Source organism: Shewanella dokdonensis (assembly GCF_018394335.1).
Classification (GTDB): domain Bacteria; phylum Pseudomonadota; class Gammaproteobacteria; order Enterobacterales; family Shewanellaceae; genus Shewanella; species Shewanella dokdonensis.
Genome location: NZ_CP074572.1, coordinates 1,484,612 through 1,510,837 on the forward strand (window position 1 = coordinate 1,484,612; position 26,226 = coordinate 1,510,837).

Below are 26,226 nucleotides of genomic sequence, written 5' to 3' on the forward strand. Positions count from 1 at the left end.
GAAAGCCAAGATGATCAATGCCAAGAAAATCGAAGATCTGGCGCGGCAACTGAGTGACAACTTGCCCGCTGGAGTTAAACAGTTCGCCGGAGAATTCGAAGAACGGAGTAAACATATTCTGCAACAACAGTTGCTGAAACTGGACATGGTTTCCCGTGAAGAGTTTGAAGTGCAGCAACATGTATTACTAAAAACCAGAGAAAAACTGGAAGCCTTACAGGCTCAGGTAGACGCGCTGGAAAGCAAATTGCGCGACCAAGCATAAGCGCAATTACCCACAAGACCGCTACGGCGGTCTTGCTTTTTTATCTGCCTGCCAAGGAAATATGCAGATGCTAAACACCCCTGCCAGAGTGTTTATCGGTTATTGGTTAGCATTACTGCTACCACCACTGTTTATCTGGTTAAGTTCTGCCTCGTTATTTCCCTTGATTGATCTTAACGGCATGGTGGCTCAGGTTGCTTTTGCCGTCACCATGACTGGCACACGCCCATGGGGCTTACTCACGACTGCGGTGGTACTAACACTTGCTTGCAGCCTGTTACCCGCAGCCAAGCGTAGCAAGCTGCTGTCTTGCGTGCTTATCGCCGTTGTGCTCAATGTTGTACTCAGTCATCTGCTGAAAGCGATATTTGCTGAACCGCGCCCTTATGTAGAGTACTTGGCGCATGCCGGACTATTGGATCTGCAACAATTCTATGCACTGGATAGCCAAAGCCGGGCAGCGATATTGCAACAGTTGCAACCGGCAGCATTGCCGTTGCAATTAGCCCCGGAGATTCTACGTCACTGGCAAGCTGAAACCGCTTATGCATTTCCCTCTGGACACACGCTGTTTTCGAGTACCTTGAGCCTGAGTTGCAGCCTCTGTTTGCTACCACGCGTCAAATGGCTACCGTTATTGCTATTGCTCTGGGCCTGGCTGGTAGGGTTCAGTCGATTACTGTTGGGGATGCACTGGTCGCAGGATGTGTTGGCATCGGCAGTGCTCGCCGCAGTGTTAGTCTTGGTGAGTTATATCGTAACGCTTCGATGGCTCGGTCAAGCATGAAAAAGGCAGCTCATAGCTGCCTTTGCGTTAGCTAAAGACGGGTTACTTCAGCACTTCCTCTAAGGCCCGCAAGCATAATGCAACATTCTCGCGACGGGCACCGTAACCCATCAGACCAATGCGCCAGGCTTTGCCGCCAAGGCACCGAGTCCAGCGCCGATCTCCAGATTATAGTTTTGCAGCAATTGGCTACGCACCGCCGCATCGTCCACACCTTCAGGAATATACACGGCGTTCAACTGTGGCAGGCGTGAAGCTTCTGCTACCACAAAGTTGATACCAAGCTTTTCCAGTCCAGCCTTGAGTAACAGGTGCATTTCATGATGGCGCTGCCAAGCGTGTTCCAGTCCTTCGGTTGCCAGCTTGCGCAAGGATTCATGTAATGCGTATAAAGCGTTGACCGGCGCGGTATGGTGATAACTGCGCTTGTTGCCACCGCTCCAATAGCCCATCACCAACGACTGATCGAGGAACCAGCTCTGTACTGGCGTTTTGCGTGCTTTGAGCTTTTCAACTGCGGCATCAGAGAATGAAACCGGTGACAACCCGGGCACACAGGAGAGGCACTTCTGGCTACCAGAATAGATAGCATCAATGCCCCATTCGTCCACTTTCAGCTCAACGCCACCGAGAGAAGTCACTGCATCGACAATAGACAAACAACCGAATTCTCTAGCTAATGCACACAGTGTTTTGGCATCAGACAATGCCCCGGTAGAGGTTTCGGCATGAACAAATGCCAGAAATTTTGCATCAGGATTAGCATGCAGAGCGGCTCTTACCGCATCAGGGTCTACCGGTTCGCCCCAAGGGCTATCAACCATGATGGTGACACCGCCAATGCGCTCCACATTCTGCCGCATCCGGTCACCAAAAACCCCATTGCGACAAACAATGACTTTTTCACCTGGTTCCAACAGGTTCACAAAACAGGTTTCCATACCAGCACTGCCCGGTGCCGATACCGCAATGGTCATCTGATTTTGAGTCTGAAAGGCATACTGGATCAGGCTTTTCAACTCATCCATCATTGCAATGAATAACGGATCCAGATGGCCCACAGTCGGGCGTGACTGCGCTGCCAGCACTTCTGGATAAACGTCTGATGGCCCAGGGCCCATCAAGATACGGCGAGGTGGATTAAACGCGCTGACAACTGGTGCACTTAACATAGATGTCTCCTTACAACTGATTGAGGTGTAACCCAGTGGCATGACCTTACCATAAATATCTCGCCGTCTCCGTCCTGCTTTCGGCTAATCCTTTGCCGCTCTTGCCAAAAACAACTGGTATGCGGGGCTGTTGGTTTCTTCCTGCCAGACGAAACCCAATTCATCCAGAAAATGCGCAAAAGCCTCGTTATCTTCTGGCGGTACTTCAAAACCAGCCAGCACCTGCCCAAATGCAGCGCCATGGTTACGGTAATGGAACAAACTGATATTCCACTTACTCCTGAGCGTTGTGAGGAACTGCAATAGCGCCCCGGGATATTCTGGGAACTCAAAGCTAAACAAGCGCTCCTTCAACGGTTGTGGTGGCATGCCGCCCACCATATAACGCACATGCAGTTTGGCGGTTTCATCGGCAGAGAGATCCTGCACCACGAATCCGACGGCTTGCAACGCCGAGGTAATTTCCGCTAACTCTTCTTGTCCACGGTTAACGCGAATGCCAGCAAATACCACTGCCTGGTCGCGGTCACTGAAGCGATAGTTAAATTCGGTCATAGTACGCCCGGCTAACACTTCACAAAAATGCAGGAATGAACCGGGTTTTTCCGGAATAGTGACCGCTAACACCGCTTCTTTATGCTCACCGAGTTCGCAACGTTCGGACACATACCGCAAGCTGTGGAAATTCACGTTGGCACCGCTGAGTATTGCCGCCACTTTGCTATCTTCCCCAGGATGTTTAGCCACGTACTTTTTCAGCCCGGCCAACGATAATGCGCCAGCGGGTTCGGCAATCGCCCGGGTATCTTCAAAGATATCTTTCACAGCGGCGCAGATCTCGTCAGACGTTACTGTCACGACTTCATCGACAAAGTCTTTAGCCAGACGGAATGGTTCATTACCGATGCGCCGCACCGCCACACCATCGGCAAATAAGCCCACTTGAGCTAAGGTGACGGGCTCGCCCGCTTCCATAGCGGCTTTCAGGCATGGCGTCTTCTGGCTCCACGCCAATGATTTTGACTTCTGGAAACACCGCTTTGTAATACGCCGCAATGCCGGCAATCAAACCACCGCCACCGACAGGCACAAATATCGCTTCCAGATCCCGCTGCTGTTGCAGCATCTCCTGTGCAATTGTGCCTTGCCCGGCGATAACCGATTCATCGTCAAACGGCGGAATAAACACCCGCCCCTGATTACGTGCCAGCGACATAGCATAATCATTGGCCTGATCAAATGACTGACCATATAGCACCACATTGCCGCCGAGGCGACGCACCGCATCGACCTTAATGTCTGGCGTGGTTCCTGGCATGACAATTACGGCATCAATACCACGGCTAGCCGCCGACAGTGCCACCCCTTGCGCATGATTACCGGCCGAAGCGCAAACCACACCACTTTTGGCTTCTTCCGCCGTCAGTTCGGCAATGCGGTTATAGGCACCGCGCAACTTAAATGAATGCACAGGTTGCAGATCTTCCCGCTTGAGATACACCTGGCAATCCAGTCGGGCGGACAGTTTTTTCAGCAGCGGCAAGGGTGTCACCTTGGCGACATCATAGACGCTAGAAAGTAGTATCCGTTGTAGATAATAGTTGGCCAGTGATAGCTGGGATTGGGACGCGAGCGCTAACATCTCAATCCTCCAGCATGGCGCGGTTACGTACCGCACCTTTATCGGCACTGGTCGCCATCAACGCATAGGCTTTCAGCGCCATAGATACAGGGCGCACCCGTGCCAATGGTTTCCAAGCTAAAGGCCCCTTGGCCTCCATCGCCGCCCGGCGAGCTGCCAGTACCTCATCACTGACCCGCAAAGAGATGCCGCGCGAAGGAATATCAATCGCGATAGTGTCGCCATCTTCGATTAACGCGATAGTGCCACCGGCGGCAGCTTCTGGAGAGACATGCCCGATTGACAAGCCAGACGTGCCGCCGGAGAAACGGCCATCAGTGATTAACGCACATTGGGTTCCCAGCCCCATAGATTTCAGATAGCTAGTGGGATACAGCATCTCCTGCATGCCTGGGCCACCTTTGGGGCCTTCATAACGGATCACTACCACATCACCGGCAACCACCGCACCACCGAGGATGCCATCGACCGCGGCTTCCTGACTTTCAAATACGCGGGCCTTGCCACTGAATGTCAGATTCGATGCGTCAACACCCGCAGTTTTCACAATGCAGCCATTTTCTGCGACATTCCCGAACAGCACCGCCAGACCACCTTCCTGACTAAAGGCATGCTCGCGATCTCGAATACAACCGGATTGACGGTTGGTATCCAGCTCCGGCCAGCGACAATCCTGGCTGAATGCAACTGTGGTAGGGATCCCGGCAGGGCCAGCACGATAAAATTCCTTAACCTTGTCGCTGCGGGTTGCCATCACATCGTAATGTGCCAACACTGCTGCCAGCGTACCGTCTTCGGCTGCTACATGGTGTACATCCGTATGCAGCAGACCAGCACGCGCCAGCTCACCGAGAATGCCCATCACGCCACCAGCACGGTGCACATCTTCCATGTGATACAGCGGAGTCGATGGTGCCACTTTACATAAATGTGGCACTTTACGGCTTAAGCGATCGATATCTTCCATGGTGAAATCAACGCCCGCCTCCTGCGCTGCGGCCAGCAAGTGCAGCACAGTGTTGGAGGAACCGCCCATGGCGATATCCAATGTCATGGCGTTTTCAAAGGCTTTGAAAGACGCGATATTACGTGGCAGCACACTGTCATCGTTGTCATAGTAATAACGTTTTGCCAGCGCCATCACCCGCCGGCCGGCTTCCAGAAACAGTTCGCGGCGGTCAGCATGGGTTGCCACCAACGAACCATTGCCGGGCAGCGACAGTCCTAAGGCTTCGGTCAGACAGTTCATTGAGTTAGCCGTAAACATCCCAGAGCAGGAACCACAAGTTGGGCAAGCACTACGTTCAATCTGTTCACTGTCGGCATCTGACACACGTTTGTCCGCCGCAGCGACCATAGCATCAACCAAATCCAGCTTGATGATTTTGTCCGATAATTTGGTTTTACCGGCTTCCATTGGCCCACCGGAAACAAACACCACAGGAATGTTCAAGCGCAATGCCGCCATCAGCATCCCGGGGTGATTTTGTCGCAGTTGGAGATGCACACCAAGGCATCGGCGCAGTGAGCATTCACCATATATTCGACACTGTCGGCAATCAGTTCACGCGACGGCAAGGAATACAACATGCCACCATGCCCCATCGCAATACCGTCATCGACCGCAATGGTATTGAATTCTTTGGCGATCCCGCCAGCCGCTTCCACCGCGGAGGCCACCAGCGCCCCCATATCTTTCAGGTGCACATGGCCTGGTACAAACTGGGTGAAGGAGTTGGCAATGGCAATAATCGGCTTGCCAAAATCTCCCTCTTTGACGCCGGTAGCGCGCCACAAAGCGCGGGCTCCCGCCATATTACGGCCTTCAGTACTGGTGGCGGATCTTAGTTTTGGCATTGCTCAATTCCTTTCTTCAATTCTGTAAATATTGCTGTTGTTCTGTTTTAACCGTTGATGGTGCAGGCCATCGACTGCTGGCCTTGCACCACACAAGTGCTAACGTCCATCAGCTTATCAAGCTGACGGCTGAGTAATTCGATGGCCTTGTCACTATCGACTGCCATATCTAGCAGCAGCCGCTTGTCTTCCTGCTCCGACAAGCGCATGTCACACACCCGAAAACCACGATGGCGCGTTACCCGCAACACCCGTTCCAACACTTCGGGACGTTGCTCTAGGGTCAATACCAGATGATGGATCATTGCTGTATCTCCACTTCTTCAATCATGTCACTGTTGGAGGCACCCGGTGGTACCAACGGCCATACGTTGAACTTATCGTCTATCTGCACATGTAACAGGAATGGGCCTTTGCTGGTCAGCATCTCTTCAAGTGCAGCGCTAACTTCTGCGGCTTTGCTAATACTGCGGCCAGGAATATCAAAAGCGGATGCTAGGGTAATAAAATCGGGGTTATCGGAAAGGTCGGTCTCGCTGTAACGCTCTTCAAAAAACAACTGCTGCCATTGTTTTACCATGCCCAGCTTCTGGTTATCCAACAACAGGATTTTCAGTGGCAGCCGGCGGCGTTTAATGGTGGTCAGTTCCTGCACGTTCATCATAAAGGAACCATCACCGCTAACAGCTACCACGGTCGCCCCCGGCCGTGCTACCTGTGCGCCCACCGCCGCCGGCAAGCCGAACCCCATAGTGCCAAAGCCGGCACTGGACAGATGATCTTCCGGGCGACGAAACCACATATGCTGCGCCACCCACATCTGATGTTGACCAACATCGCAACTCACAACACTGTCCTCCGGCAAGCTATCAGCTAACTGCTTTAACAATGCTGGCGCATAAATCTGCGCGCCTGGACGGTCGTAACGCCAAGCGTACTGTAATTTCAAAGCAGCGACCTGTTGTTGCCAAGAAGAGATATCCTGAGTCAAGGTTAACGCTGGCAGCACATCACAAAGATCATCACTAATCGCCACATCGGGTTGCCGTAATTTGCCTTGTTCAGCAGCATCAATATCCAGATGGATCACCTTGGCGTGCGGGGCGAAAGTGTCGAGTTTGCCAGTCACCCGGTCATCAAAACGGGCCCCAACCACCAGCAACAAATCCGCTTGTTGCACAGCATGGTTAGCCGCCTGATTACCGTGCATTCCTAACATACCAAGATAACCGGGAGCAGCATACGCCACCGCCCCTAACCCTTTTAAGGTGGCAACTGAGGGGATGCCTGTGCGCTGGCTCAACTCCCGCAGCGGTTCGACCGCCCCCGCCATACCAACACCACCACCAACGTATAACACGGGTTGTTTGGCCTGAGCCAACAGGGCATTAGCGGCTGAAATTGCAGCAATGTCTAGCGCTGGTTCGTCCGGTACCGCTTGCAATGGGGTTTTATATTCTAATTGGGCTAATTGGATATCTTTCGGAATATCCACCAATACTGGGCCGGGGCGACCGGAAGCGGCAATTTCGAAAGCATGATACAACGTAGGCACTAATTCATCGGCAGTAGCCACCATAAAACTGTGTTTGGTACAGGACAGACTCATGCCAAGCACATCCATCTCCTGAAACGCATCGGTACCAATCACCGGAGTGGCCACTTGCCCGGTAATCGCTACCAAGGGGATAGAATCCATCATGGCATCAGCTAACGCCGTAATCAGGTTAGTGGCACCGGGGCCAGATGTTGCAAAGCAAACGCCGGTTTTACCGCTGGAGCGGGCATAACCCACAGCAGCAAAGCCCGCCCCTTGCTCATGCCGACAAAGCAGATGCTCTACCGAACTGCCATAGAGTGCATCGTATATCGGCATAATGGCGCCACCTGGGTAGCCGAATACTGTCGTTACACCGTGAGCTGCCAGTACCTTGATAACCGCCTGACTACCGCTGATTGTTTGCCCTTGTTCCATCGCTGTTGTTACCTGTTGTTGGCTTGAACATGCCCCAAAACGAAAAAACCCCCGATCCTTACGGAGCGGGGTTCGACTGCGACCAGTTGGTCTAACTTCGTGCCGAGCGCCACCCCCGCTGTGATCCAATAATAATCACTACGGTAATAATCACGAGGAGGAGCTTGGCGCTAATGTTAGTCATCTTTGGTGACAGTTTCCTATTGCTATCAAATTCGGTTGTTCGTCGCAGTTTTACATTTCATTGACAGGCGGCGAACAGTTATTAAGCAATACCACAAAGACTTTGCGAAACACAACAAATAATTTCTCAATATTTGATTTATTGTGGTTAACAACCAGGCCCCAGCCCGTGAACAAAAAAGGGTTTCCGTACGCGGAAACCCTTTGACCTGTGCGTTAAGATGCCAGATTAATCCGTTTCATTTCAGTCATATAACCACGCAACTCTTCACCGATATATTCCACATCAGTATTGCGGATGGCGTAATTCACTTCGATCAGGCGCATATTGTCAACGGCATTGTCATCGGCTTTCAAACCACCACCCACCCATTGTGGATCGAGGCTATTAACATAGCGACGTAACAGTGGCAACGCTGCATGGTTAAACAGATAGCAGCCGTACTCAGCAGTATCGGAGATCACCACGTTCATTTCATACAGACGCTTACGAGCGATGGTGTTAGCGATCAGCGGGGTTTCGTGCAGTGATTCATAATAGGCAGATTCATCGATGATGCCTGAGGAAACCATGGTATCGAAGGCCAATTCAACCCCGGCTTTGATCATCGCAATCAAGAAGATGCCTTTGTCGAAATAGGTCTGCTCTTCGATAAACTCGTCGCATTCCGGTGCCTGTTCAAAGCCTGTCGAATTGGTTTCTTCACGCCATTTCAGCAAATTAGCATCGCCATTGGCCCAGTCTTCCATCATCACCCGCGAGAACTCACCACTGATGATGTCATCCATATGTTTCTGGAACAGCGGCGTCAGCATGGTTTTCAGCTCTTCCGAAATTTCATAAGCTTTGATCTTGGCCGGATTAGACAGACGATCCATCATGTTGGTGATACCGCCGTGTTTCAGTGCTTCGGTGATCACTTCATAACCCTTCTGGATCAGTTTGGCGGCATATCCTGGTTCAATACCGTCATCCAGCATTTTTTCATAGCCCAGAATGGCGCCTGTCTGCAACATACCGCACAGGATAGTTTGCTCGCCCATCAGATCGGATTTCACTTCTGCGATGAAAGATGACTGCAACACCCCGGCACGGTCGCCACCAGTGGCGCTGGCATAGGCTTTCGCGATTTCCAAACCATCGCCGTTGGGATCATTTTCAGGGTGCACGGCAATCAGGGTTGGCACCCCAAACCCGCGCTTGTATTCTTCACGCACTTCAGTGCCTGGACACTTAGGCGCCACCATCACCACGGTGATATCTGGGCGAACTTTCATGCCCTCTTCCACAATGTTGAAACCGTGGGAATAAGACAACACCGCGCCTTGTTTCATCAGCGGCATAATGGTGTTTACCACTTTGCTGTGCTGTTTGTCTGGCGTCAGGTTCAGCACCATATCGGCACTAGGGATCAGCTCTTCAAAAGTGCCAACTTTAAAGCCGTTGTCACTGGCGCGTTTAAAGGATGCACGTTTTTCGGCAATGGCTTCTGGACGCAAGGCATAAGCGATCTTCAGGCCTGAATCACGCATGTTAAGCCCTTGGTTGAGCCCTTGAGCACCGCAACCAAGAATGACAATATTCCAGTCCTTAATATATTCACAGCCGTTAACAAATTCACTGCGGTCCATAAAACGACACTGGCCCAGTTGTGCCAACTGCTCACGCAGACTCAGTGTATTGAAATAATTTGCCATTTTGGTCACCTGTATTCACAAATATCTGCCATGTTGCGTCCCCCAAGGAAGCAACTATGGTGTTCACTATAGCTCAGGATAATGATTGCTTGAAATGATATATTCGGCATACTACGTTGCATATATTGCAATATTTTGAATAAAAAAACGCCGGAGTTTTCCCTTGGATATTCGGGTATTAAAAGTCTACCTTGATTTGTGTGACACCCTGCATTTTGGTCGCACGGCCGCCAATACACACATCAGTCCATCAGCCCTCAGCCGGATGTTACAACGGTTAGAACAAGACGTTGGCAGCAAACTGCTGGAGCGAGATAACCGTAGTGTCAAGCTGACACATGCGGGCAAAGCATTTCGTCGCTTTGCTGAAGAAACGCTTGGTCAGTGGCAAACATTAAAACGCGAGTTAGACACTGAGCAGCACCTGCTGCGGGGCACCTTGCAGCTTTATTGCTCGGTAACTGCGGCTTACAGCCACCTACCGGCGTTATTAGATCGCTTTCGGCGAGTACAGCCACTGGTCGATATCAGCCTGACCACTGGGGACGCGGCCGATGCCATGAAAAAAGTACAGAGTCAGCAAACCGATATTGCCATTGCTGCACTGCAAGATGACTTTACCGACAAACTACACTTTGCGCCTATCGGTAAGGTAGCGCTCTCGGTCATCGCGCCAGCCGTTCACAGTCAGGTTCATTCACTGATTAACCAGACGCCAATCCCTTGGGACAAACTACCTTATATTGTGCCGGATCATGGCCCCGGCCGTTTACGGATGGAACGTTGGTTTAAGGCGATGAATATTCACGCCAATATCTATGCTCAGGTGCGTGGACACGAGGCGATAGTGCCTATGGTGGCATTAGGCTGTGGTGTCAGCATCACCCCGAATGTGGTGGTCAATAACAGCCCGATGATGGACCGGATCCAAGTATTGCAATCACCGCAGCCGATATTGCCATTTGAATTAGGCTGCTGTTGTTTGCAAAAACGCCTGCAAGATCCGTTGATCAATGCGTTTTTAGCCGTCATTTAAGCGGTCGGTTCACTCTTGTCTTTTGCTAGTGCCTCGGTGTCAATCGGAGCTAAGCGGGTTACCAAGAGTTGGTCGACTTTATAGGCATCGATATCTACCACTTCAAATTTGTAGCCGGCAAAATTGACGAAATCCGTGCGTTTAGGGATCTTCCGCAACATGTACATCATGAATCCGGCCACGGTTTCATAATTCTGACTTTGAGGAAATTCTTCAATTTCAAAGGCTCGCATGATGTCGTTAATTGGCGTGACACCGTCCACCAGCCAGGAATTGGCATCACGAGCGACTATTTGCTCTTCACTTTCATGCAACGACCAGGCGCCCATGACCGCACTTTGTAGGTCGTTGGACGTGACCATCCCCACCACCAAGGCATACTCGTTCATCACCACGGCAAAATCTGCCCGTTGCTGCCGGAAGTATTCCATCGCCTCAGACAGACTCAAGGTATCAGGCACTATCACACAGTTACGCACCAGTGACGCATCGTGCAGATCTATCTTGCGCCCATTGATCACCCGCACCAGTAGCTCTTTGGCATCGACATAACCCTTAATGCTGTCTAGCTGCCCATCACACACCAAAAATTTACTATAAGGATCATTGCCAATTTTAGCTTTGATCTCATCTTCGGTATCTTGCAGGAGGAAATACACCAGACTTTCACGTGCGGTCATTGCCGAGGTCACGCTGACCGACTGCATTTCAAACACATTTTCAATCATCTGTTGTTCGTCTTTATCCAACACGCCAGCTTCTGCCCCGGCATCCATGATGGCGTAAATGTCATCGGAGGTGATTTCATCGTTGCGGGTGGTAGGAATACGCAAACCACGGAAGACAAAGTTAGCCAAGCCATTGAACAACCATACAAAAGGCCTTAACAGCTTGATGCATATCACCATAGGCCCCACCAGCACTACCGCGACTTTTTCCGGCACTGCCATTGCAACCCGTTTGGGCATCAAGTCAGCTAACAGAATAAACATGCTGGTGACCATCACAAATGACAGCACAAAACTCACTTTACTCAACCAGGGTTCAGGTAATAAGGATGACAACACCGAGGTGAAATAAGGAGTAAACGCCGATTCACCCACAATACCGCCCATGATTGCCACAGCGTTAAGCCCTATCTGCACGACGGTAAAAAAGCTGCCGGGGGTGGTTTGCAATGTCAGCACTTTTTCTGCCCGCAGGTCACCTTCGTCGATCATTTGCCGCAGGCGAATTTTTCGAGAGGCGGCCAGCGCAATCTCCGACATAGAAAAGAAACAGCTGATGGCGATCAGGCACAATACGATAACCATATTTTCAAATACACTCATAACACACCTAAGGCACTCACGACACGGCACCATTCACCAAACACAGTGCAATCGCTGACAGATAGAAATTGGAATGCTGCCACAGCAGCGCCGTTGATGAACCAGCCAGCCAACGGTAATGGAGGACACTCCGGGAAGATAACCGCCTATATTATAACCGCTTTTTAACTATTTGGGCAGTCATCCAATAAACCTCACTAGGGTAACCGTGTTTAATGAAGCCGATGTGAACTTATTTATGCGGGAAAAACCTGGGGCCTGCCCGTCACCATGATGAGTGTTGATGACGGGCAGTGGTAATTTATTGATATTTTTGCAAGGATTTAACCTGTTGATAGCCCATTTCATTGAGCTGGTCATTGACGCAGTCCAGCAGATAATCCTGCAGCTCAGCTTTGCTGACTTCATCTTCCGTTGCCATTTGTCGGCAAACCTGAACCAATTCCTTAATATCCGCTACTGATGCCTGCGGCAATGGCTCATCGTCTGCCATAACCACAAAGGTAACCAACATTGCCGCTAGCAGCGCCAACGCTTTCATTTTTACTCTCCTTGCAAGCTTATGATCGTCTCGGCAATAACACCGACACCTTAAAATCGCGCACAATCTAGCACCAAGCCTTACGCTTTGATAATGAATTATTTTTGCCGTTGCCGTGACTGAATTTATCCAAATCATCACCGACGATTCACTCGGCTATTACCGTTGATTTACTGCTAAACTCAAAAGCTGACTGGATTTTTTACGACCAGAGACAAAAGGATTTGCCATGGCCATTGCCATTGCCAGAGTCGCCACACGAGCAGCCATTGGGGTTAACGCCCCACAGGTATGGGTTGAGGCCCACCTTTCTAACGGATTACCCGCATTTAATCTGGTGGGACTTCCAGAAGCCTCGGTAAAAGAAGCCCGCGAACGTGTGCGCAGCGCACTCATCAATGCTGGGTTTGAGTTTCCACAACGGCGGATTACCATCAATTTAGCGCCTGCGGATCTGCCCAAGCAGGGCGGACGTTATGACCTTCCCATTGCCATAGGTATTCTGGCAGCTTCAGGCCAGTTACCACTGCCGCCGTTGGCACAGCATGAATTTATCGGCGAATTAGCGCTCTCGGGAGAGATTCGGGAATGTCCCGGAGTACTCCCGGTGATTGTGGCGGCACGCAAACAGGGCATGCAGTTGGTAATGCCCCAAGGCAACCGCAGCGAAGCCGAGCTGGTGAGCTATGATGGCGTCAAACTAGCGCAGCATCTGCAACATGTTGCGGCTTACCTGCATGGCCAGGAAAATTTGCCCGGCATCGATGGTGGCACCCAGTGGCAGCAACCACAGGCGCCCAATGAACACGCTTGCCTGAGTGATGTTATTGGTCAATACCAGGCCAAACAAGCCTTAGAGATAGCCGCGGCTGGCGGCCACAATTTACTGATGCTAGGCCCACCCGGCACCGGGAAAACCATGCTTGCCAGCCGGATTATCTCGCTGTTGCCGCCGCTCAATTATGAAGAGGCATTAGAAGTCGCAGCAATTCATTCGGTGGCGGGCATGGCCATGGAACCCAGCCAATTTCACCAACGACCATTCCGTACCCCTCATCACACAAGTTCAGCCATTTCCTTGGTTGGTGGCGGCAGTGTGCCTCGGCCAGGAGAGATTTCATTGGCACATTTAGGCGTGTTATTTCTCGATGAAGTGGCCGAATTTCCACGGCGGGTACTGGATTGTTTGCGCGAACCCATGGAAACGGGAGCCGTGGTGATTTCTCGTGCCGCCGCCAAACTTACCTTTGCCGCTCGTTTTCAGTTGATCGCGGCGATGAATCCCAGCCCTTGTGGTGATGTGGGTAGTGACAGCCGCACCACCCCAGATCAAATCCGCCGTTATCTGTCACGTCTTTCCGGGCCATTTATCGATCGTTTTGATCTGACGATTGAAGTGCCCAAACTGCCACCCGGCACCTTGACCGCACAGGCAAACACCGGAGAAACCAGTGCTGAGATTGCGGCCAGGGTCACGGCCGCTCGCGAACGACAACTTAGCCGTGCTGGCGTGTTAAACAGTCAGCTAGGCAGTAAGGCATTGAAACAAGCCGGTTTTCAGGCAGCAGATCTGGTGTTTTTGGAGCAAAGTGTCACTAAGCTTGGGTTATCGGTACGCAGTTTTCATCGATTACAGCGAGTGGCACGCACCATTGCCGATTTGCAGCAATCGGCCGGAGTTGAACGGCGTCATATCGCTCAAGCATTAGGTTATCGCGCAATGGATCGGCTTTTGGCGGGATTGCGGGCACAGTGAAAACTGTGCCCTACATTATTATTCACTCAACAGCTTACGGGCAGCATTTACCACGATGGCAATGGCCTGTTGCTCAGTAGCTTTTATCACGGTTTCATCCGGGATCTCCTGCTGAGTCCGGTTCACAATAACCCCGGCAACGCAGGCGGCACGCCACCCCTGACTGGCACACATGGTAAATAAAGTCGCGGACTCCATCTCGTAATTGAGCACACCCAGCTCCTGCCAGTGTTTCATGGAGCCAGCAAAACGCTGTGTGACGCGACCAGACACTGTGTCATAACGCTCCTGCCCCGGATAGAAGGTATCAGAAGAGGCAGTGATGCCCACATGCGGTTCAATCCCGATTGCACGACATGCTGCCACCATCGCGGCAGTACAGCCAAAATCAGCCACGGCGGGATACTCCATTGGCGCGAAATGCAGACTAGCCCCATCCAAGCGCACTGACGCTTGGGGCACGATAATATCACCAACTTGCACATGCGGCTGAATAGCGCCGGTGGTTCCTATGCGCAAAAAGGTACGGATACCCAACTGTGCTAACTCCTCCACCGCAATTGATGTCGATGGGCCACCGATACCGGTGGAACAGATGACAATCGGCTTGCCATCAATGTTAGCAACATAGGAAGTAAATTCACGATGACTCGCCAGAAACTCAGCGTCATCCAATAATGCCGCAATGCGCTTCACCCGTTCTGGGTCGCCCGGCACAATTGCCAGTGTGGCGCCACGCAACATGGATTTACTCAATCCCAAATGGAAAACATCGGCCATATGTACCTCTAATATCCGCTTAAGCCAATGGCTGTGAAAGCCATTTTTGAAGGAAACCGCCAAGGTTACCCCGAAGTGTACAAGCCACGCAACGCATCAATTAAACACTGTTCATAATCCAAACAGCTGACCTGAAAAACAGCACGATTAGCGCTACTATTAAAACTTGCCGAGATGACAAGACCATGAAGGTCAACGGTTATGCTTTGGCAACTATCTCTTTTCAGTCCAAATGTTAAGGAGTAAGCCTATGTTTACGGAATACGGTGCGCTGGTAGCAGAACTCAAAAATTCTAACTTTCAGTTTCAAAAACTCTTCGAAGAACATGACCAACTAGATAAAGAGATAAAAAAATCGAACGTTACCCTTCCAGTGAATTCACCCAAGATGTGAAAGCGCTGAAAAAGCGCAAACTAGAACTCAAAGAACAGCTGTTTGACATGCTCAAGTGCCAAGCTGGCTTCAAACACTGACAATAACACTATAGACAACACAAGGGCGCCTATTGGCGCCCTTGTTGCTATTTTTGACCAATTACAGGTAATAAGCCTGTAACGGTGGGAACCCGTTAAAACACACGGCGGAATAGGTTGTGGTATAAGCCCCGGTGGTTAACCAGTACATACGGTCACCAATGGCCAAATCACCCGGTAAGCCATATGCATACTGCTCGTACATGATGTCGGCACTATCACAGGTAGGCCCGGCAATCACGCAACGTTCTAGCGGCCCTTTGGCTTCGGTATAAATCGGAAACTTGATGGCTTCATCCATGGTTTCAATCAGCCCAGAAAACTTGCCGACGTCAGTGAATACCCAACGTTCGAGCGCGGTATGGGATTTACGGCTGATTAACACCACTTCCGAAACTAACACGCCAGCATTTGAGATCAATGACCGACCGGGCTCCAGAATGATGCGCGGGAAGTTGTCACCAAAATCTTCTTTGAGGAAGTAAGTGATCTGCTCCGCGTACATGCCCAGCGTATTGGTTTTATCGATGTAATTGGCCGGGAAGCCGCCGCCCATGTTTACCATCTGCAGTTCAATGCCGTGATCTTCCTTCAAGCGTTGAAACAGCACGCTCACTTTGCCAATGGCGGCATCCCAGGCGCCGATGTCACGCTGCTGTGAACCAACGTGGAACGAAATACCATAGGGTTGCAATCCCAGATCGCGTGCCAGTACCAGCAGCTCATAAGCCATTTCATTCTGGCAACCAAACTTACGTGACAGCGGCCAATCAGCGGTTTCTGTGCCTTCGGTCAAGATCCGTACATATACTCGGGAACCAGGGGCTTCTTCGGCGATCATCCGCAGATCTGGCTCAGAGTCGGAGGCGAACATACGCACACCACGTTGGTAGAACTCCCGTACATCTTGACGTTTTTTAATGGTGTTGCCATAGCTGATGCGATCCGGTGTAACACCGAGTTCCATCACCATGTTCAGCTCATAGATTGAGGCAATGTCAAAGTTGGCGCCCTTATCACGCAGCAGAGACAGAATCTCTTTCGCCGGATTGGCTTTAACTGCATAAAACACATCGGCATAGGGGAAACTTTCCACCATGTCGTTATATTGTTTGGCAATGATATTGGTATCAATTACCACAAATGGCGTCGGCTTGGTGTCCGCAAATGCTTTTATCTTGCTAAAGGTTTCACTGTCGTAGTAATCAGCAACGTTAATAGCATGGAACTGGCTCATTGGCCCCGGGTCTCCTAATCTGGCTGTCGGCAACATTGCCGGTACAGGTTGAAAATCGTGCGAAGTAGACGACATTTTTCTGTTAGATGCAACGAATTTTTATGCTCTAGAAGCAAATTTTTATTCCATGATGTTTTCATCCTATTAAAAATGATTTTTATCTTTTATATTCAATATATTACAAGCAATACTTCAGCAGCATTTCTAGCACTCATTTCATTCTATTTATTAGAAAATAACCCTTATTTTTCTGCGATTATTTTCGATAAAAATAGAGTGTAGGCTTTATCACAGTCGATGAGGGACGCAAGTGGTTGTTACAACTGCGATATCCCATGAAAACCATTTTGGAGTCACTATGTTAGAACGTCAGAGCAATACCGGTTCGCGGATGCCTGCCATTTTTGTCGGTCACGGCAGCCCAATGAATGCGATTGAAGAAACCGCTTATACCCGCCAATGGCAGCAATGGGGCCAACAGTTACCAGTACCCAAAGCTATTCTGGTGATCTCGGCTCATTGGCTGACTTATGGCACAGCGGTTACTGGTTCAGAACAGCCTGAAACCATTCACGATTTTGGTGGTTTTCCGGCTAAGTTATATGCCCAACAATACTCAGCTCCCGGTGACCCACAACTGGCACAACAGTTAGCTAAAACGGTCGGGGCGAATATTATTGTCGATGACACTCGCGGCTTGGATCACGGTGTTTGGTCCGTATTGATGCACATGTATCCACAAGCGAATATTCCGGTGCTACAGCTCAGTATTGACCCCCGCATGACACCGCAACAGCAGTATGCCTTGGGGCGTCAGTTACGGCCGCTGCGGGAACAAGGGATCCTGCTTGTAGGCTCGGGCAATGTGGTACATAACCTGAGAGTTCTGCGGTTTGACGGCCCAGCTTATCCTTGGGCGCAAGAGTTTACCGATGCAGTGGCAAGCAAGCTGCAAAGCCATGATGATGCAGCGGTGTTGGATTATAAGAATCTGGTATCACCACAAGTGGCGCAGATGTGTCACCCAACAGATGATCACCTGCAACCACTGTTTTATCTGCTTGGCACCAGCTATGACGACGAGCCCCGGCAACTGTTCAATAACAGTATTGACCTGCGCGCCATCGCCATGCTCAGTTTGCAGATTGGCTAATCATTTGCTGGCTGGTAGCGAAAGTCCGCTGTTTTGCAGTGCCTGTTTTAATGAATCGGCATCGTCAAAATAGCGGATTTGGGTAATTTTAAGCTGCTGCAAGTTGATCAACGCAGCCGTATCTTCCGCCACCGGGAACAACTTGGTCGGTTGACCTTCGCGATCCAGTGCTACCGGGAAACTAAAGTCTTTCATCTTAGGAATAGCAACCAGCCTGGCGATCAACGAAGGCATACCACTGATATCGGCGATATAAATCAGCCCAATCCCCTGCATGGCCTCGGCATTGACGCCGTCTAGCGCAGTTCTGGCAATCTTGCTACCCGCCATTGAACGGGTAAAAATCAGCAGTTTGTTGTTGCTATCTAACGTCTGCTTGGTCTCAAACTGGTTCTGTAACTCGAGAGGCCGTAAAACGTCCCCAACGGCATATTCTGATGCCAGCGCTGGCCTCGCAGTAAATAGCGCCAAGCCTATCATCAACAAGGTTGCGGGAATTTTCATGTTCGTCCTTTTTTGATTCGTTGTATAGTTGGCGGGAACTGCTGGCAGCCCCGCAAAGATTCAGTTATCCAACTACTGCCAGCGCTTACAATACCACAACTGCGCGCCATAACATGATGATTTAAGGAGAAACCGATGGCCGATAGCACCTTGGGTACAGAGCTGGCTCAGATACAGCAGATCTATGATGTTATTACCGAATTTCTGGTGAATTACAGCTTTCAGATCCTTGAGCGCTGATTATTTTCCTGCTTGGCCTATGGCTGGCAGGGAAAGCGTCAACCGTGGTGGAGAAACAGCTACAGAAACATAATATTGATATCACCCTCAGCACCTTTGTCACCCATCTGGTACGTTTGCTGGTGATCATCATGGTGGCCATAATCGCCCTCGGTAAACTGGGGATCAGTGTCACGCCGGTGGTGGCTGCCGTTGGTGCCGTGTCGCTGGGGGCCGGTTTAGCAGTACAAGGAATGCTGTCCAATTATGCTGCCGGAATTACTATCATAGTCACTCGCCCTTTTGTGGTGGGCAACACTATCAGCATCAACAATATCACTGGGCAAGTGAAAGATATCAAGCTTGGGATGACCTACCTGACCAATGAAGAGGGTGAGCTGATCAGCATTCCCAATAAACACATTCTCGGCGAGGTATTACACAACTCTTTTGCTAACAAACTGGTAGAGCTGCACTTTAATATTGATTATCAAACAGACCCAACCACAGTGATCCGTCTGATAAATGAGATATTGGCGCAGCATCCGCAAGTAGATAAAAAATGTCCGCTGCAAGTTGGCATTAACGGTTTTAATAGTACCGGCTTGGATATTGGGGTTCGCTACTGGATCCCAACTAACCGCTATTTTCAGGACAAATACCAGATTAATTTGCAGCTGTGGCAGGCGTTGGTCAATGCCGGGATCAAGATTCCCAATCCGATACGACAACTATATATGCACAATCAGAGCACTGACTGATACAGCATCTTGGTGTGATCTGTCGCAAACTATGGGTTAAGAAAACCGCAAAAGGTGGCATAAAATTGTCTTGCGTCAAAAAATAACCACGATGAGTGGTTATCTTTTAGGCTGTATTAGTGCCACAGCAGTGATGTGGTCAAACCCACGGTCAAAGAATCGACATCATGGTCCAAACTCAAGAACAATATCAAGAACGGCGACGGACCGCCATTGCATGCGACACCTTTTGGGATGCAATGACACCAGAACAGAAAATGGCTTATTACCGACTTCAGGGGTATGGCTATCGTTTGCTGTTCGTCAGACAGATGTATTCCGGTCCTTTAGCAGTCGTGGCGCAACATGCACAATTAGCAACCATTAGCTGGCAAGGCGATGTTGACTTGCAGCCGGATGTTAAACTGCGCGCTTAAACTGCGACTCAAATAGACGAAGGAGTGCCTGCCACTCCTTTTTTATTGCCGCGCCACCACACTCATCATCAAGCTAACAACATCTCCAGATGGGAAATGCCATCTTCCAGATAGACGGCTGATACTGCCACAAACCCCAGCGATTCATAAAATTGCCGCAGATGCTCCTGTGCCCCAATACGGATAGCACTATCTGGCCACAACTCCCGACAATTCGCCACCGCGCGCTGCATCAGTTCCCGTGCTAATCCTTGGCCTCGAGCATCGCTGACCACTAACACCCGGCCAATACTGCACTCAGTATAACTGCACCCAGGCGGCAATAACCTGGCATAAGCTTGTATGCCAGAAGCCGCCCGCCCCAACAGATGTTTGGCATTAGTTACTGTGTCTTTGCCATCCAGTTCTGGATAAGGGCAATGCTGTTCAACAACAAAAACATCAACCCGTAATTTGAGCATTTCATAAAGCGTCTGGTTATCTAACTGTACAAAAGCACACAACGACCATTGCATGGCGTAGCTTCCGAAGGCTTAAAAATACGATTACAACACAGATAACCGGCAGCAAACAGCAACTGACACAGAAAATAAATTGGCTCCGGATGCTGATGCAGTTACCGATAGAACCTGTATAGGCGGCCGGGAAGCGCATCGAAAAAACCTGCATCGGCAGATAACCAGCGTGATGCTGGGTATCATCCGGAGCCAAAACTGATCGCGGCTATCAGGGCCGCTTTAGCCAGTTGCCGCAGATAACGATGGCAATGGCCGACTCGGGGTGTTTTTAAATAACCAACATAGAACGTCAGCTATTCTACATTTGTTACATGAAATTGATTAGACGGTCAGTAACTTACCCACTGTTACACTCAGTGCGACAATCGCTCGCAAAAATCTGTTCCAGCCACGGTTTTTAAGTTCTTATTATTATCAAAATTAATCCTTTTATTAAAAATTATTCTATGGTGGTAACGCGCCACTCTCTAAACGCCAGCGTAGAATGAAGTTCATCGGCAGATGGCTGTCGATGCAACTGGTTTCGTTGATACCGTCAATAAGCGGTGTCACCAGCTGTCAGGTGAGTCTTGAGATCGCCGGGATTTGGCGGCAACGCCAGCAATATCCCCCGGTTTCTCCTAAAGTAAATACGGAAGGAAAACCATGAGTAAAGAACACAACAACAGCAAAGAACAGAAGAAAAAGCCCCAGATGAGCATGAAAGAAAAAAGGGCAGCCAAAGCCGCCAAACGGCAGGCCAGAAATAATCCGGTAGATAACAGCTGATACTTCTGTCAATGAAACTGATAATTTTGCAGCCGCTTGTCGGCGACAGGATCACGAAAGGCACTCAATGAGTGCCTTTCTCTTAGCGTGAAACACCACTCTTTATGAGCAGCAATCGCGCCGCAACCAGCGCCGCGGCACCTTATCGTACACAGCCTTAGCCATCAGCACCGCCAACAGTAACGCCGAGTAGTTCACCAACGCGTGAGGTAATACTTCATGTTCAACGCCAATTTGTGGCATCACTTCAAACCCGAAAGTTGCCACCAGATAGTTAACAATAAAGCCGCTGAGTAACGCCACCCCTAGCACGCCGCCAAGATAGCCATACAACGCCCGTTTGCCGAGTTCTTTGGTCACGATCCCTAAAGTCGCAATATTGGTCGCAGGCCCTGCCAGCATGAACACCAATACAGCGCCTGGAGACACGCCAGCCAACAATAAACCAGCAGCAATGGGAGTTGATGCGGTGGCACAGATATACATGGGAATAGACACCAGTACCATCACCAGCATGGCCAAAACACCATCGCCCCAACGCGCCAGAAAATCTGCCGGAACATAGGTTGTTACCAGCGCAGCAAAAAACAATCCGACCAGCAACCATAACGCGGTATCAGCCACCAGATCGGTCGCCGCATATTTGATACCGTGCCAAAGCTTAGCAAAAAATGATAATTGCCCAGCATTTGCGGTCGGCTCGCTACAACAACTGCTGCCACTACCGCAGCCACAGTCATCCGTTAAGAGAGCTTCATAATGGGTTTTATTATCAGAGCAGCAACTGCTACCACTGCCGCAACCGCAGTCATCCTGTAAGAGCGATTCATAGTGGGTTTCACTGTCACTGCTCTCAGGTGTATTGACAGTTGCGCAGCAGGACGAATTTGCTGTGCCACAGCAACTAGGAGTGGCAGCAGCCAAGGGGTAAACTTTGTTGCCGCAACTGGCTTATAGGTAACCGGTTTTTCTGCCGCGGTTGCTTGAACGGTCGCCTCATCCCGCCCTACCAGCAACCCGGCGACAATGGCACTACACACAGCGGCGATGGGCCGCACAACGGCCATAAATGGGCCAAGCAACACATAAGAAACAGTGACTGAATCAACCCCGGTTTCCGGAGTCGACACCAAAAATGAAGTGGTGGCAGCTTTTGAAGCACCGCTGCGCCGTAGCGCCACCGCGGCAGGGATCACCCCGCAGGAACAGAGCGGCAATGGTGCCCCCAATAATGCCGCCTTAACCGTACTACCAAGTCCATGCCCGCCCAACTGTCGCTGCATCCAGCTCATTGGCACAAACATTTTCAGTATCCCGGCCAGCAATAATCCCAGTAACAGCCAGGGAGCCGACTCCATAAATAGTGCAATAAAATTATTCATTAACATTTGCAATCACCCTGAACCGGAGCGTGACGATGACCATGTGTCTCCCTATCGGGCAGTTGCTCACTACGCGACACATCACAGGACTCCAGCGCCTGTAAAATTGAACAGTGTTCTGCACTGGCGGGGCCACCGCAACAGGTATCGGAAAGGATTTGTAGGGAACGCTGAAACTGTGCCAGCTCTGCAATCCGCTGTTGAACCTGCTGCAGTTTGTCATCGACCATCGTCTTGACGTCACTACAAGCCCAATTGGCCTTATCCAGTTCAATGGATAACAGATCAGCAATTTCACTCAGACTAAAACCAACCGCTTTGGCCCTTAGAATGAACTGCAACCGTGCGGCATCATCAGCGCTATAAACCCGATAACCCGCATCCGTCCGCATTGACGGCGCCAGCAACCCATGTTTTTCGTAAAATCGCAGCGTATCGGTATTTATGCCACAGGTTTTCGCCAGTTCACCAATCCGGTACATAACCCCTCCCGTCAGAACCTGCTCAGTATAAACCTTGGAGTTTAATCCAAGGTCAAGTAATTTTAACTGCAAATCACTCTCATTTACCAGCAGAGATTATCAGACTTCGTTCGCCAGATACGTATGTGTTGTTCGGCATAAAAAACAACGCCACTAGGGGATTTGCGTTAGAATACCGCCTCCGGCGTTCAGCCCCAATGCGGCGACAGGAAGGACCTTGGCAAAGTTATAATCATAACTCCATGATCTTTATAATTTTGCTAAAGTTCTTTGCAATATATTAAAGTGGAAACTGTACCCAAATGACTACTGCCAGACCTATTCGCCGTGCGCTGCTCAGCGTCTCAGATAAAACCGGAATCCTCGAATTTGCCCAAGCCCTGCATGCACAAGGGGTAGAATTATTATCTACCGGGGCACGGCTCGGCTGTTGGCCGAGCATGGTGTTCCGGTTATTGAAGTTTCAGATTATACCGGTCACCCAGAGATCATGGACGGCCGCGTGAAAACCCTGCATCCGAAAGTTCATGGCGGTATTCTTGGTCGTCGCGGTGTCGATGAACAAGTCATGCTCGAGCATCATATCAGCCCAATTGACCTGGTGGTCGTCAACCTCTACCCTTTTGCCGCCACCGTTGCCAAAGCTGGCTGCACACTGGCAGACGCCGTGGAAAACATCGATATTGGTGGCCCGACGATGGTGCGCGCTGCCGCGAAAAACCATAAAGATGTCACCATAGTGGTAAATGCGGCCGATTACGGACGTGTACTGGCGGAAATGGCCGCAAATAATGGTGCCACAACCCTTGCCACTCGCTTTGATCTGGCCATTGCTGCCTTTGAACACACAGCGGCCTACGATGGCATGATCGCCAACTACTTTGGCACCATGGTGCCAGCACATAGCAAAGACCACTGCGAAGCCGACTCCAAGTTCCCGCGCACCTTCAACACTCAGTTGCTGAAAAAACAGGACCTGCGTTACGGCGAAAACAGTCACCAGAGCGCGGCCTTCTACACTGACCTCAATATTGATGAAGCCTCAGTTGCCACCGCCGTACAGCTACAAGGCAAGGCACTGTCATACAACAATATTGCCGATACCGATGCGGCTCTCGAATGTGTTAAAGAGTTCGATGAACCCGCCTGCGTTATCGTCAAACATGCCAACCCTTGCGGGGTGGCGCTGGGTAGCGATTTGTTGGAAGCCTACAACCGCGCCTTTCAAACCGACCCAACCTCAGCCTTTGGTGGCATCATCGCCTTCAACCGCGAACTGGATGGCGCCACTGCTGCCGCAATCGTCGAACGTCAGTTTGTAGAAGTGATTATCGCCCCAGTGGTCAGCCAAGCGGCTCGTGATATCGTGGCCAAGAAAGCCAATGTGCGTTTGTTAGAATGTGGTCAGTGGCAGCAACCTACTAAAGGCTACGACTACAAGCGCGTTAATGGTGGCTTACTGGTGCAGGATCGCGATCAGGGCAAAACCACCGAAGCAGACCTGAAAGTGGTGAGCAAACGCCAGCCAACAGCGGCAGAGCTGCAAGATCTGTTGTTCTGCTGGAAAGTCGCTAAATTCGTGAAGTCCAATGCTATCGTATACGCCAAAGCCAGGCATGACTATCGGTGTAGGCGCTGGCCAGATGAGCCGCGTATACAGTGCCAAAATTGCTGGCATTAAAGCCGCCGATGAAGGCTTAGTCGTGGAAGGTTCGGTGATGGCGTCTGATGCCTTTTTCCCGTTCCGCGATGGTATTGATGCCGCCGCCGCAGCGGGCATCAGTTGTATCATCCAACCCGGTGGCTCTATCCGCGATGAAGAAGTGATTGCGGCGGCCGACGAACACGGTATGGCGATGGTCTTTACCGGCATGCGTCATTTCCACCATTGATGATTTGCCAGGGAGCAAAGCTCCCCGTTGACAGCATTAAGGAATTAACAGATGAAAGTACTCGTGATTGGTAATGGTGGTCGTGAGCACGCGCTGGCCTGGAAAGCGGCCCAAGCGGCTGAAGTGGAAAAAGTGTTTGTGGCGCCGGGTAACGCGGGCACCGCACTGGAACCTAAGCTAGAAAATATTGCGATTGCTGCGACAGACATTGAAAAACTGTTGGCATTTGCCAAAGCGGAACAGATAGCGCTGACCATTGTTGGCCCCGAAGCACCGCTGGTTATCGGTGTGGTTGATGCGTTTCGCGCTGCGGGCCAGACCATCTTTGGCCCAACCAAGGCGGCCGCGCAGCTGGAAGGCTCCAAGGCTTTCACTAAGGATTTTCTGGCTCGGCACCACATTCCTACCGCTGACTATCAGAATTTTACTGAAATTGCCCCGGCTAAGGCCTTTGCGGCTACGCTGGCGGCGCGCACGGGTTTTCCGGTGGTGATTAAAGCCGATGGTTTGGCCGCCGGGAAAGGCGTCATCATTGCCCAAGATCAGGCCGAAGCCGATGCAGCCATTGATGATATGCTGGCTGGCAACAAATTCGGTGAAGCGGGTTCACGCGTCGTCATTGAAGAGTTCCTCAAAGGTGAAGAAGCCAGCTTTATCGTGATGGTGGATGGCGAGCATATTCTGCCAATGGCCACCAGCCAAGATCATAAAGCCCGCGATAATGCCGATCATGGACCCAATACCGGCGGCATGGGGGCTTACTCGCCAGCGCCAGTGGTTACCCCAGCAATCCATGACTGGGTCATGAACCATGTTATCCGCCCGACCGTTGATGGCATGGCCGCTGAAGGCAATGTCTACACTGGTTTTCTGTACGCAGGGCTGATGATTGCGGCCGATGGCACCGCAAAAGTGCTGGAATACAACTGCCGCTTTGGCGACCCAGAAACCCAACCCATCATGATGCGCTTAAAGTCTGATCTGGTGGGTTTGTGTTTAGCCGCCTGTCGTGGCGAACTGGATCAACTGACCGCGGAATACGATGCCCGTGCCGCGGTTGGCGTAGTGCTGGCGGCTGGTGGCTATCCAGACAACTATCGCAAAGGTGACGTGATAGAAGGGCTAAGCCTTGGCAATACAGATGCAAAAGTGTTCCACGCGGGCACCAAAATGCAGGATGGTCATGTTGTGACCAACGGTGGCCGGGTGCTGTGTGCCACGGCGCTTGGCGATACGGTTACCGCCGCCCAAGCAGCCGCTTATGCGCTGGTAGATGAAATCCACTGGGATGATGTGTATTTCCGCACCGACATTGGCTACCGGGCGATTGCCAGAGAAAAACAGCAGTAATCCAATAACGTCATAAAAAAACCGAAGCAATTGCTTCGGTTTTTTAT

At 50.8% G+C, this 26,226-nt stretch carries 20 protein-coding genes and 5 pseudogenes; 10 read left to right on the forward strand and 15 right to left on the reverse strand.

The genetic code is table 11. The features are described from left to right. The first annotated feature begins 10 nt into the window (after window positions 1-10). Together ubiK and KHX94_RS07105 are read left to right on the forward strand one after the other, a co-directional pair. Window positions 11-265, forward strand: a complete 255-nt coding sequence (gene ubiK, locus KHX94_RS07100) for a ubiquinone biosynthesis accessory factor UbiK (protein ID WP_213682896.1) — start codon at window positions 11-13, stop codon at window positions 263-265. Window positions 266-332: 67 nt separating this feature from the next. Continuing rightward, window positions 333-1,052: a phosphatase PAP2 family protein gene (locus KHX94_RS07105; RefSeq protein WP_213682897.1), complete on the forward strand. Its 720-nt coding sequence runs from the start codon at window positions 333-335 to the stop codon at window positions 1,050-1,052. 42 nt (window positions 1,053-1,094) lie between these two features. Here the strand turns inward: KHX94_RS07105 and KHX94_RS07110 are convergent. The 6 genes and pseudogenes from KHX94_RS07110 to ilvC all read right to left on the reverse strand — a co-directional run bounded on the left by KHX94_RS07110 (window position 1,095) and on the right by ilvC (window position 9,579). Continuing rightward, window positions 1,095-2,224: pseudogene (locus KHX94_RS07110) on the reverse strand (pyridoxal-phosphate-dependent aminotransferase family protein). Window positions 2,225-2,308: 84 nt separating this feature from the next. Continuing rightward, window positions 2,309-3,776, reverse strand: a pseudogene (gene ilvA / locus KHX94_RS07115) (threonine ammonia-lyase, biosynthetic). 91 nt (window positions 3,777-3,867) lie between these two features. Continuing rightward, window positions 3,868-5,723 (reverse strand): annotated as a pseudogene (gene ilvD / locus KHX94_RS07120) (dihydroxy-acid dehydratase). 47 nt (window positions 5,724-5,770) lie between these two features. Next, entirely contained in the window at window positions 5,771-6,028 is a 258-nt protein-coding gene (ilvM, locus tag KHX94_RS07125) for an acetolactate synthase 2 small subunit (RefSeq protein ID WP_213682898.1), read from the reverse strand. Then, complete coding sequence (ilvG, locus tag KHX94_RS07130; protein ID WP_213682899.1) at window positions 6,025-7,698, reverse strand: acetolactate synthase 2 catalytic subunit; 1,674 nt, start codon at window positions 7,696-7,698, stop codon at window positions 6,025-6,027. The genes ilvM and ilvG overlap by 4 nt, the downstream gene beginning before the upstream one ends. Window positions 7,699-8,097: 399 nt before the next feature. Beyond that, the gene (ilvC, locus tag KHX94_RS07135; RefSeq protein WP_213682900.1) at window positions 8,098-9,579 is read right to left on the reverse strand and encodes a ketol-acid reductoisomerase; all 1,482 of its coding nucleotides are present in this window, start codon (window positions 9,577-9,579) and stop codon (window positions 8,098-8,100) included. A 163-nt stretch (window positions 9,580-9,742) separates the two neighbouring features. Here ilvC and ilvY point away from each other — a divergent pair, with 163 nt between their 5' ends. Then, the gene (ilvY, locus tag KHX94_RS07140) at window positions 9,743-10,615 is read left to right on the forward strand and encodes an HTH-type transcriptional activator IlvY (protein ID WP_213682901.1); all 873 of its coding nucleotides are present in this window, start codon (window positions 9,743-9,745) and stop codon (window positions 10,613-10,615) included. Here the strand turns inward: ilvY and paeA are convergent. Then, window positions 10,612-11,946: a polyamine export protein PaeA gene (gene paeA, locus KHX94_RS07145; protein ID WP_213682902.1), complete on the reverse strand. Its 1,335-nt coding sequence runs from the start codon at window positions 11,944-11,946 to the stop codon at window positions 10,612-10,614. The two genes, ilvY and paeA, sit on opposite strands and share 4 nt — an antisense overlap. A gap of 301 nt (window positions 11,947-12,247) precedes the next feature. After that, complete coding sequence (locus KHX94_RS07150) at window positions 12,248-12,487, reverse strand: hypothetical protein (protein WP_213682903.1); 240 nt, start codon at window positions 12,485-12,487, stop codon at window positions 12,248-12,250. A 235-nt stretch (window positions 12,488-12,722) separates the two neighbouring features. Between KHX94_RS07150 and KHX94_RS07155 the strand changes: the two genes are divergently transcribed. Next, a complete protein-coding gene (locus KHX94_RS07155; protein WP_213683362.1) occupies window positions 12,723-14,243 on the forward strand; it encodes a YifB family Mg chelatase-like AAA ATPase in 1,521 nt (506 codons plus the stop codon). 18 nt (window positions 14,244-14,261) lie between these two features. On the opposite strand, the gene udp is transcribed toward KHX94_RS07155, so the two are convergent. Beyond that, complete coding sequence (udp, locus tag KHX94_RS07160) at window positions 14,262-15,023, reverse strand: uridine phosphorylase (RefSeq protein WP_213682904.1); 762 nt, start codon at window positions 15,021-15,023, stop codon at window positions 14,262-14,264. Window positions 15,024-15,558: 535 nt separating this feature from the next. After that, on the reverse strand, window positions 15,559-16,734 hold the full coding sequence (locus KHX94_RS07170; RefSeq protein WP_213682905.1) for a type III PLP-dependent enzyme: 1,176 nt from the start codon (window positions 16,732-16,734) through the stop codon (window positions 15,559-15,561). A gap of 358 nt (window positions 16,735-17,092) precedes the next feature. On the opposite strand from KHX94_RS07170, the gene ygiD reads away from it, so the two are divergent. Continuing rightward, on the forward strand, window positions 17,093-17,887 hold the full coding sequence (gene ygiD, locus KHX94_RS07175; protein WP_244859370.1) for a 4,5-DOPA-extradiol-dioxygenase: 795 nt from the start codon (window positions 17,093-17,095) through the stop codon (window positions 17,885-17,887). On the opposite strand, the gene KHX94_RS07180 is transcribed toward ygiD, so the two are convergent. Then, window positions 17,888-18,391 (reverse strand): hypothetical protein, encoded by a 504-nt coding sequence (locus KHX94_RS07180; protein WP_213682906.1) that lies wholly within the window; start codon window positions 18,389-18,391, stop codon window positions 17,888-17,890. Window positions 18,392-18,526: 135 nt separating this feature from the next. Between KHX94_RS07180 and KHX94_RS07185 the strand changes: the two are divergent. Together KHX94_RS07185 and KHX94_RS07190 are read left to right on the forward strand one after the other, a co-directional pair. Further along, window positions 18,527-19,371 (forward strand): annotated as a pseudogene (locus tag KHX94_RS07185) (mechanosensitive ion channel family protein). A 167-nt stretch (window positions 19,372-19,538) separates the two neighbouring features. Beyond that, window positions 19,539-19,787 carry a hypothetical protein gene (locus KHX94_RS07190; RefSeq protein ID WP_213682907.1) on the forward strand — a complete coding sequence of 83 codons (249 nt, stop codon included), beginning with the start codon at window positions 19,539-19,541 and terminating at the stop codon, window positions 19,785-19,787. 68 nt (window positions 19,788-19,855) lie between these two features. Here KHX94_RS07190 and KHX94_RS07195 read toward each other — a convergent pair whose 3' ends face one another. Beyond that, the gene (locus KHX94_RS07195) at window positions 19,856-20,302 is read right to left on the reverse strand and encodes a GNAT family N-acetyltransferase (protein WP_213682908.1); all 447 of its coding nucleotides are present in this window, start codon (window positions 20,300-20,302) and stop codon (window positions 19,856-19,858) included. Between the two features lie 648 nt (window positions 20,303-20,950). On the opposite strand from KHX94_RS07195, the gene KHX94_RS21070 reads away from it, so the two are divergent. Then, window positions 20,951-21,073 carry a hypothetical protein gene (locus tag KHX94_RS21070; RefSeq protein WP_280529636.1) on the forward strand — a complete coding sequence of 41 codons (123 nt, stop codon included), beginning with the start codon at window positions 20,951-20,953 and terminating at the stop codon, window positions 21,071-21,073. Window positions 21,074-21,175: 102 nt separating this feature from the next. On the opposite strand, the gene KHX94_RS20330 is transcribed toward KHX94_RS21070, so the two are convergent. The 3 genes from KHX94_RS20330 to zntR all read right to left on the reverse strand — a co-directional run bounded on the left by KHX94_RS20330 (window position 21,176) and on the right by zntR (window position 22,937). Next, the gene (locus KHX94_RS20330) at window positions 21,176-21,697 is read right to left on the reverse strand and encodes a permease (RefSeq protein WP_425314047.1); all 522 of its coding nucleotides are present in this window, start codon (window positions 21,695-21,697) and stop codon (window positions 21,176-21,178) included. A 119-nt stretch (window positions 21,698-21,816) separates the two neighbouring features. Further along, the gene (locus KHX94_RS20335) at window positions 21,817-22,455 is read right to left on the reverse strand and encodes a permease (RefSeq protein WP_425314048.1); all 639 of its coding nucleotides are present in this window, start codon (window positions 22,453-22,455) and stop codon (window positions 21,817-21,819) included. Then, a complete protein-coding gene (gene zntR / locus KHX94_RS07205) occupies window positions 22,455-22,937 on the reverse strand; it encodes a Zn(2+)-responsive transcriptional regulator (RefSeq protein ID WP_213682909.1) in 483 nt (160 codons plus the stop codon). The genes KHX94_RS20335 and zntR overlap by 1 nt, the downstream gene beginning before the upstream one ends. Before the next feature lie 302 nt (window positions 22,938-23,239). Here zntR and purH point away from each other — a divergent pair. Together purH and purD are read left to right on the forward strand one after the other, a co-directional pair. Beyond that, a pseudogene (gene purH, locus KHX94_RS07210) lies at window positions 23,240-24,829 on the forward strand (bifunctional phosphoribosylaminoimidazolecarboxamide formyltransferase/IMP cyclohydrolase). Window positions 24,830-24,880: 51 nt separating this feature from the next. After that, window positions 24,881-26,179 carry a phosphoribosylamine--glycine ligase gene (purD, locus tag KHX94_RS07215; protein ID WP_213682910.1) on the forward strand — a complete coding sequence of 433 codons (1,299 nt, stop codon included), beginning with the start codon at window positions 24,881-24,883 and terminating at the stop codon, window positions 26,177-26,179. Window positions 26,180-26,226: the final 47 nt, after the last annotated feature.

Coding starts and splice junctions, on each gene's coding strand:
- ubiK (WP_213682896.1), top strand. CDS start 11: ATGATCAATGCCAAGAAAATCGAAGATCTGGCGCGGCAACTGAGTGAC.
- KHX94_RS07105 (WP_213682897.1), top strand. CDS start 333: ATGCTAAACACCCCTGCCAGAGTGTTTATCGGTTATTGGTTAGCATTA.
- ilvM (WP_213682898.1), bottom strand. CDS start 6,028: ATGATCCATCATCTGGTATTGACCCTAGAGCAACGTCCCGAAGTGTTG.
- ilvG (WP_213682899.1), bottom strand. CDS start 7,698: ATGGAACAAGGGCAAACAATCAGCGGTAGTCAGGCGGTTATCAAGGTA.
- ilvC (WP_213682900.1), bottom strand. CDS start 9,579: ATGGCAAATTATTTCAATACACTGAGTCTGCGTGAGCAGTTGGCACAA.
- paeA (WP_213682902.1), bottom strand. CDS start 11,946: ATGAGTGTATTTGAAAATATGGTTATCGTATTGTGCCTGATCGCCATC.
- KHX94_RS07150 (WP_213682903.1), bottom strand. CDS start 12,487: ATGAAAGCGTTGGCGCTGCTAGCGGCAATGTTGGTTACCTTTGTGGTT.
- udp (WP_213682904.1), bottom strand. CDS start 15,023: ATGGCCGATGTTTTCCATTTGGGATTGAGTAAATCCATGTTGCGTGGC.
- KHX94_RS07170 (WP_213682905.1), bottom strand. CDS start 16,734: ATGAGCCAGTTCCATGCTATTAACGTTGCTGATTACTACGACAGTGAA.
- ygiD (WP_244859370.1), top strand. CDS start 17,093: ATGTTAGAACGTCAGAGCAATACCGGTTCGCGGATGCCTGCCATTTTT.
- KHX94_RS07180 (WP_213682906.1), bottom strand. CDS start 18,391: ATGAAAATTCCCGCAACCTTGTTGATGATAGGCTTGGCGCTATTTACT.
- KHX94_RS07190 (WP_213682907.1), top strand. CDS start 19,539: ATGGTCCAAACTCAAGAACAATATCAAGAACGGCGACGGACCGCCATT.
- KHX94_RS07195 (WP_213682908.1), bottom strand. CDS start 20,302: ATGCAATGGTCGTTGTGTGCTTTTGTACAGTTAGATAACCAGACGCTT.
- KHX94_RS21070 (WP_280529636.1), top strand. CDS start 20,951: ATGAGTAAAGAACACAACAACAGCAAAGAACAGAAGAAAAAGCCCCAG.
- KHX94_RS20335 (WP_425314048.1), bottom strand. CDS start 22,455: ATGAATAATTTTATTGCACTATTTATGGAGTCGGCTCCCTGGCTGTTA.
- zntR (WP_213682909.1), bottom strand. CDS start 22,937: ATGTACCGGATTGGTGAACTGGCGAAAACCTGTGGCATAAATACCGAT.
- purD (WP_213682910.1), top strand. CDS start 24,881: ATGAAAGTACTCGTGATTGGTAATGGTGGTCGTGAGCACGCGCTGGCC.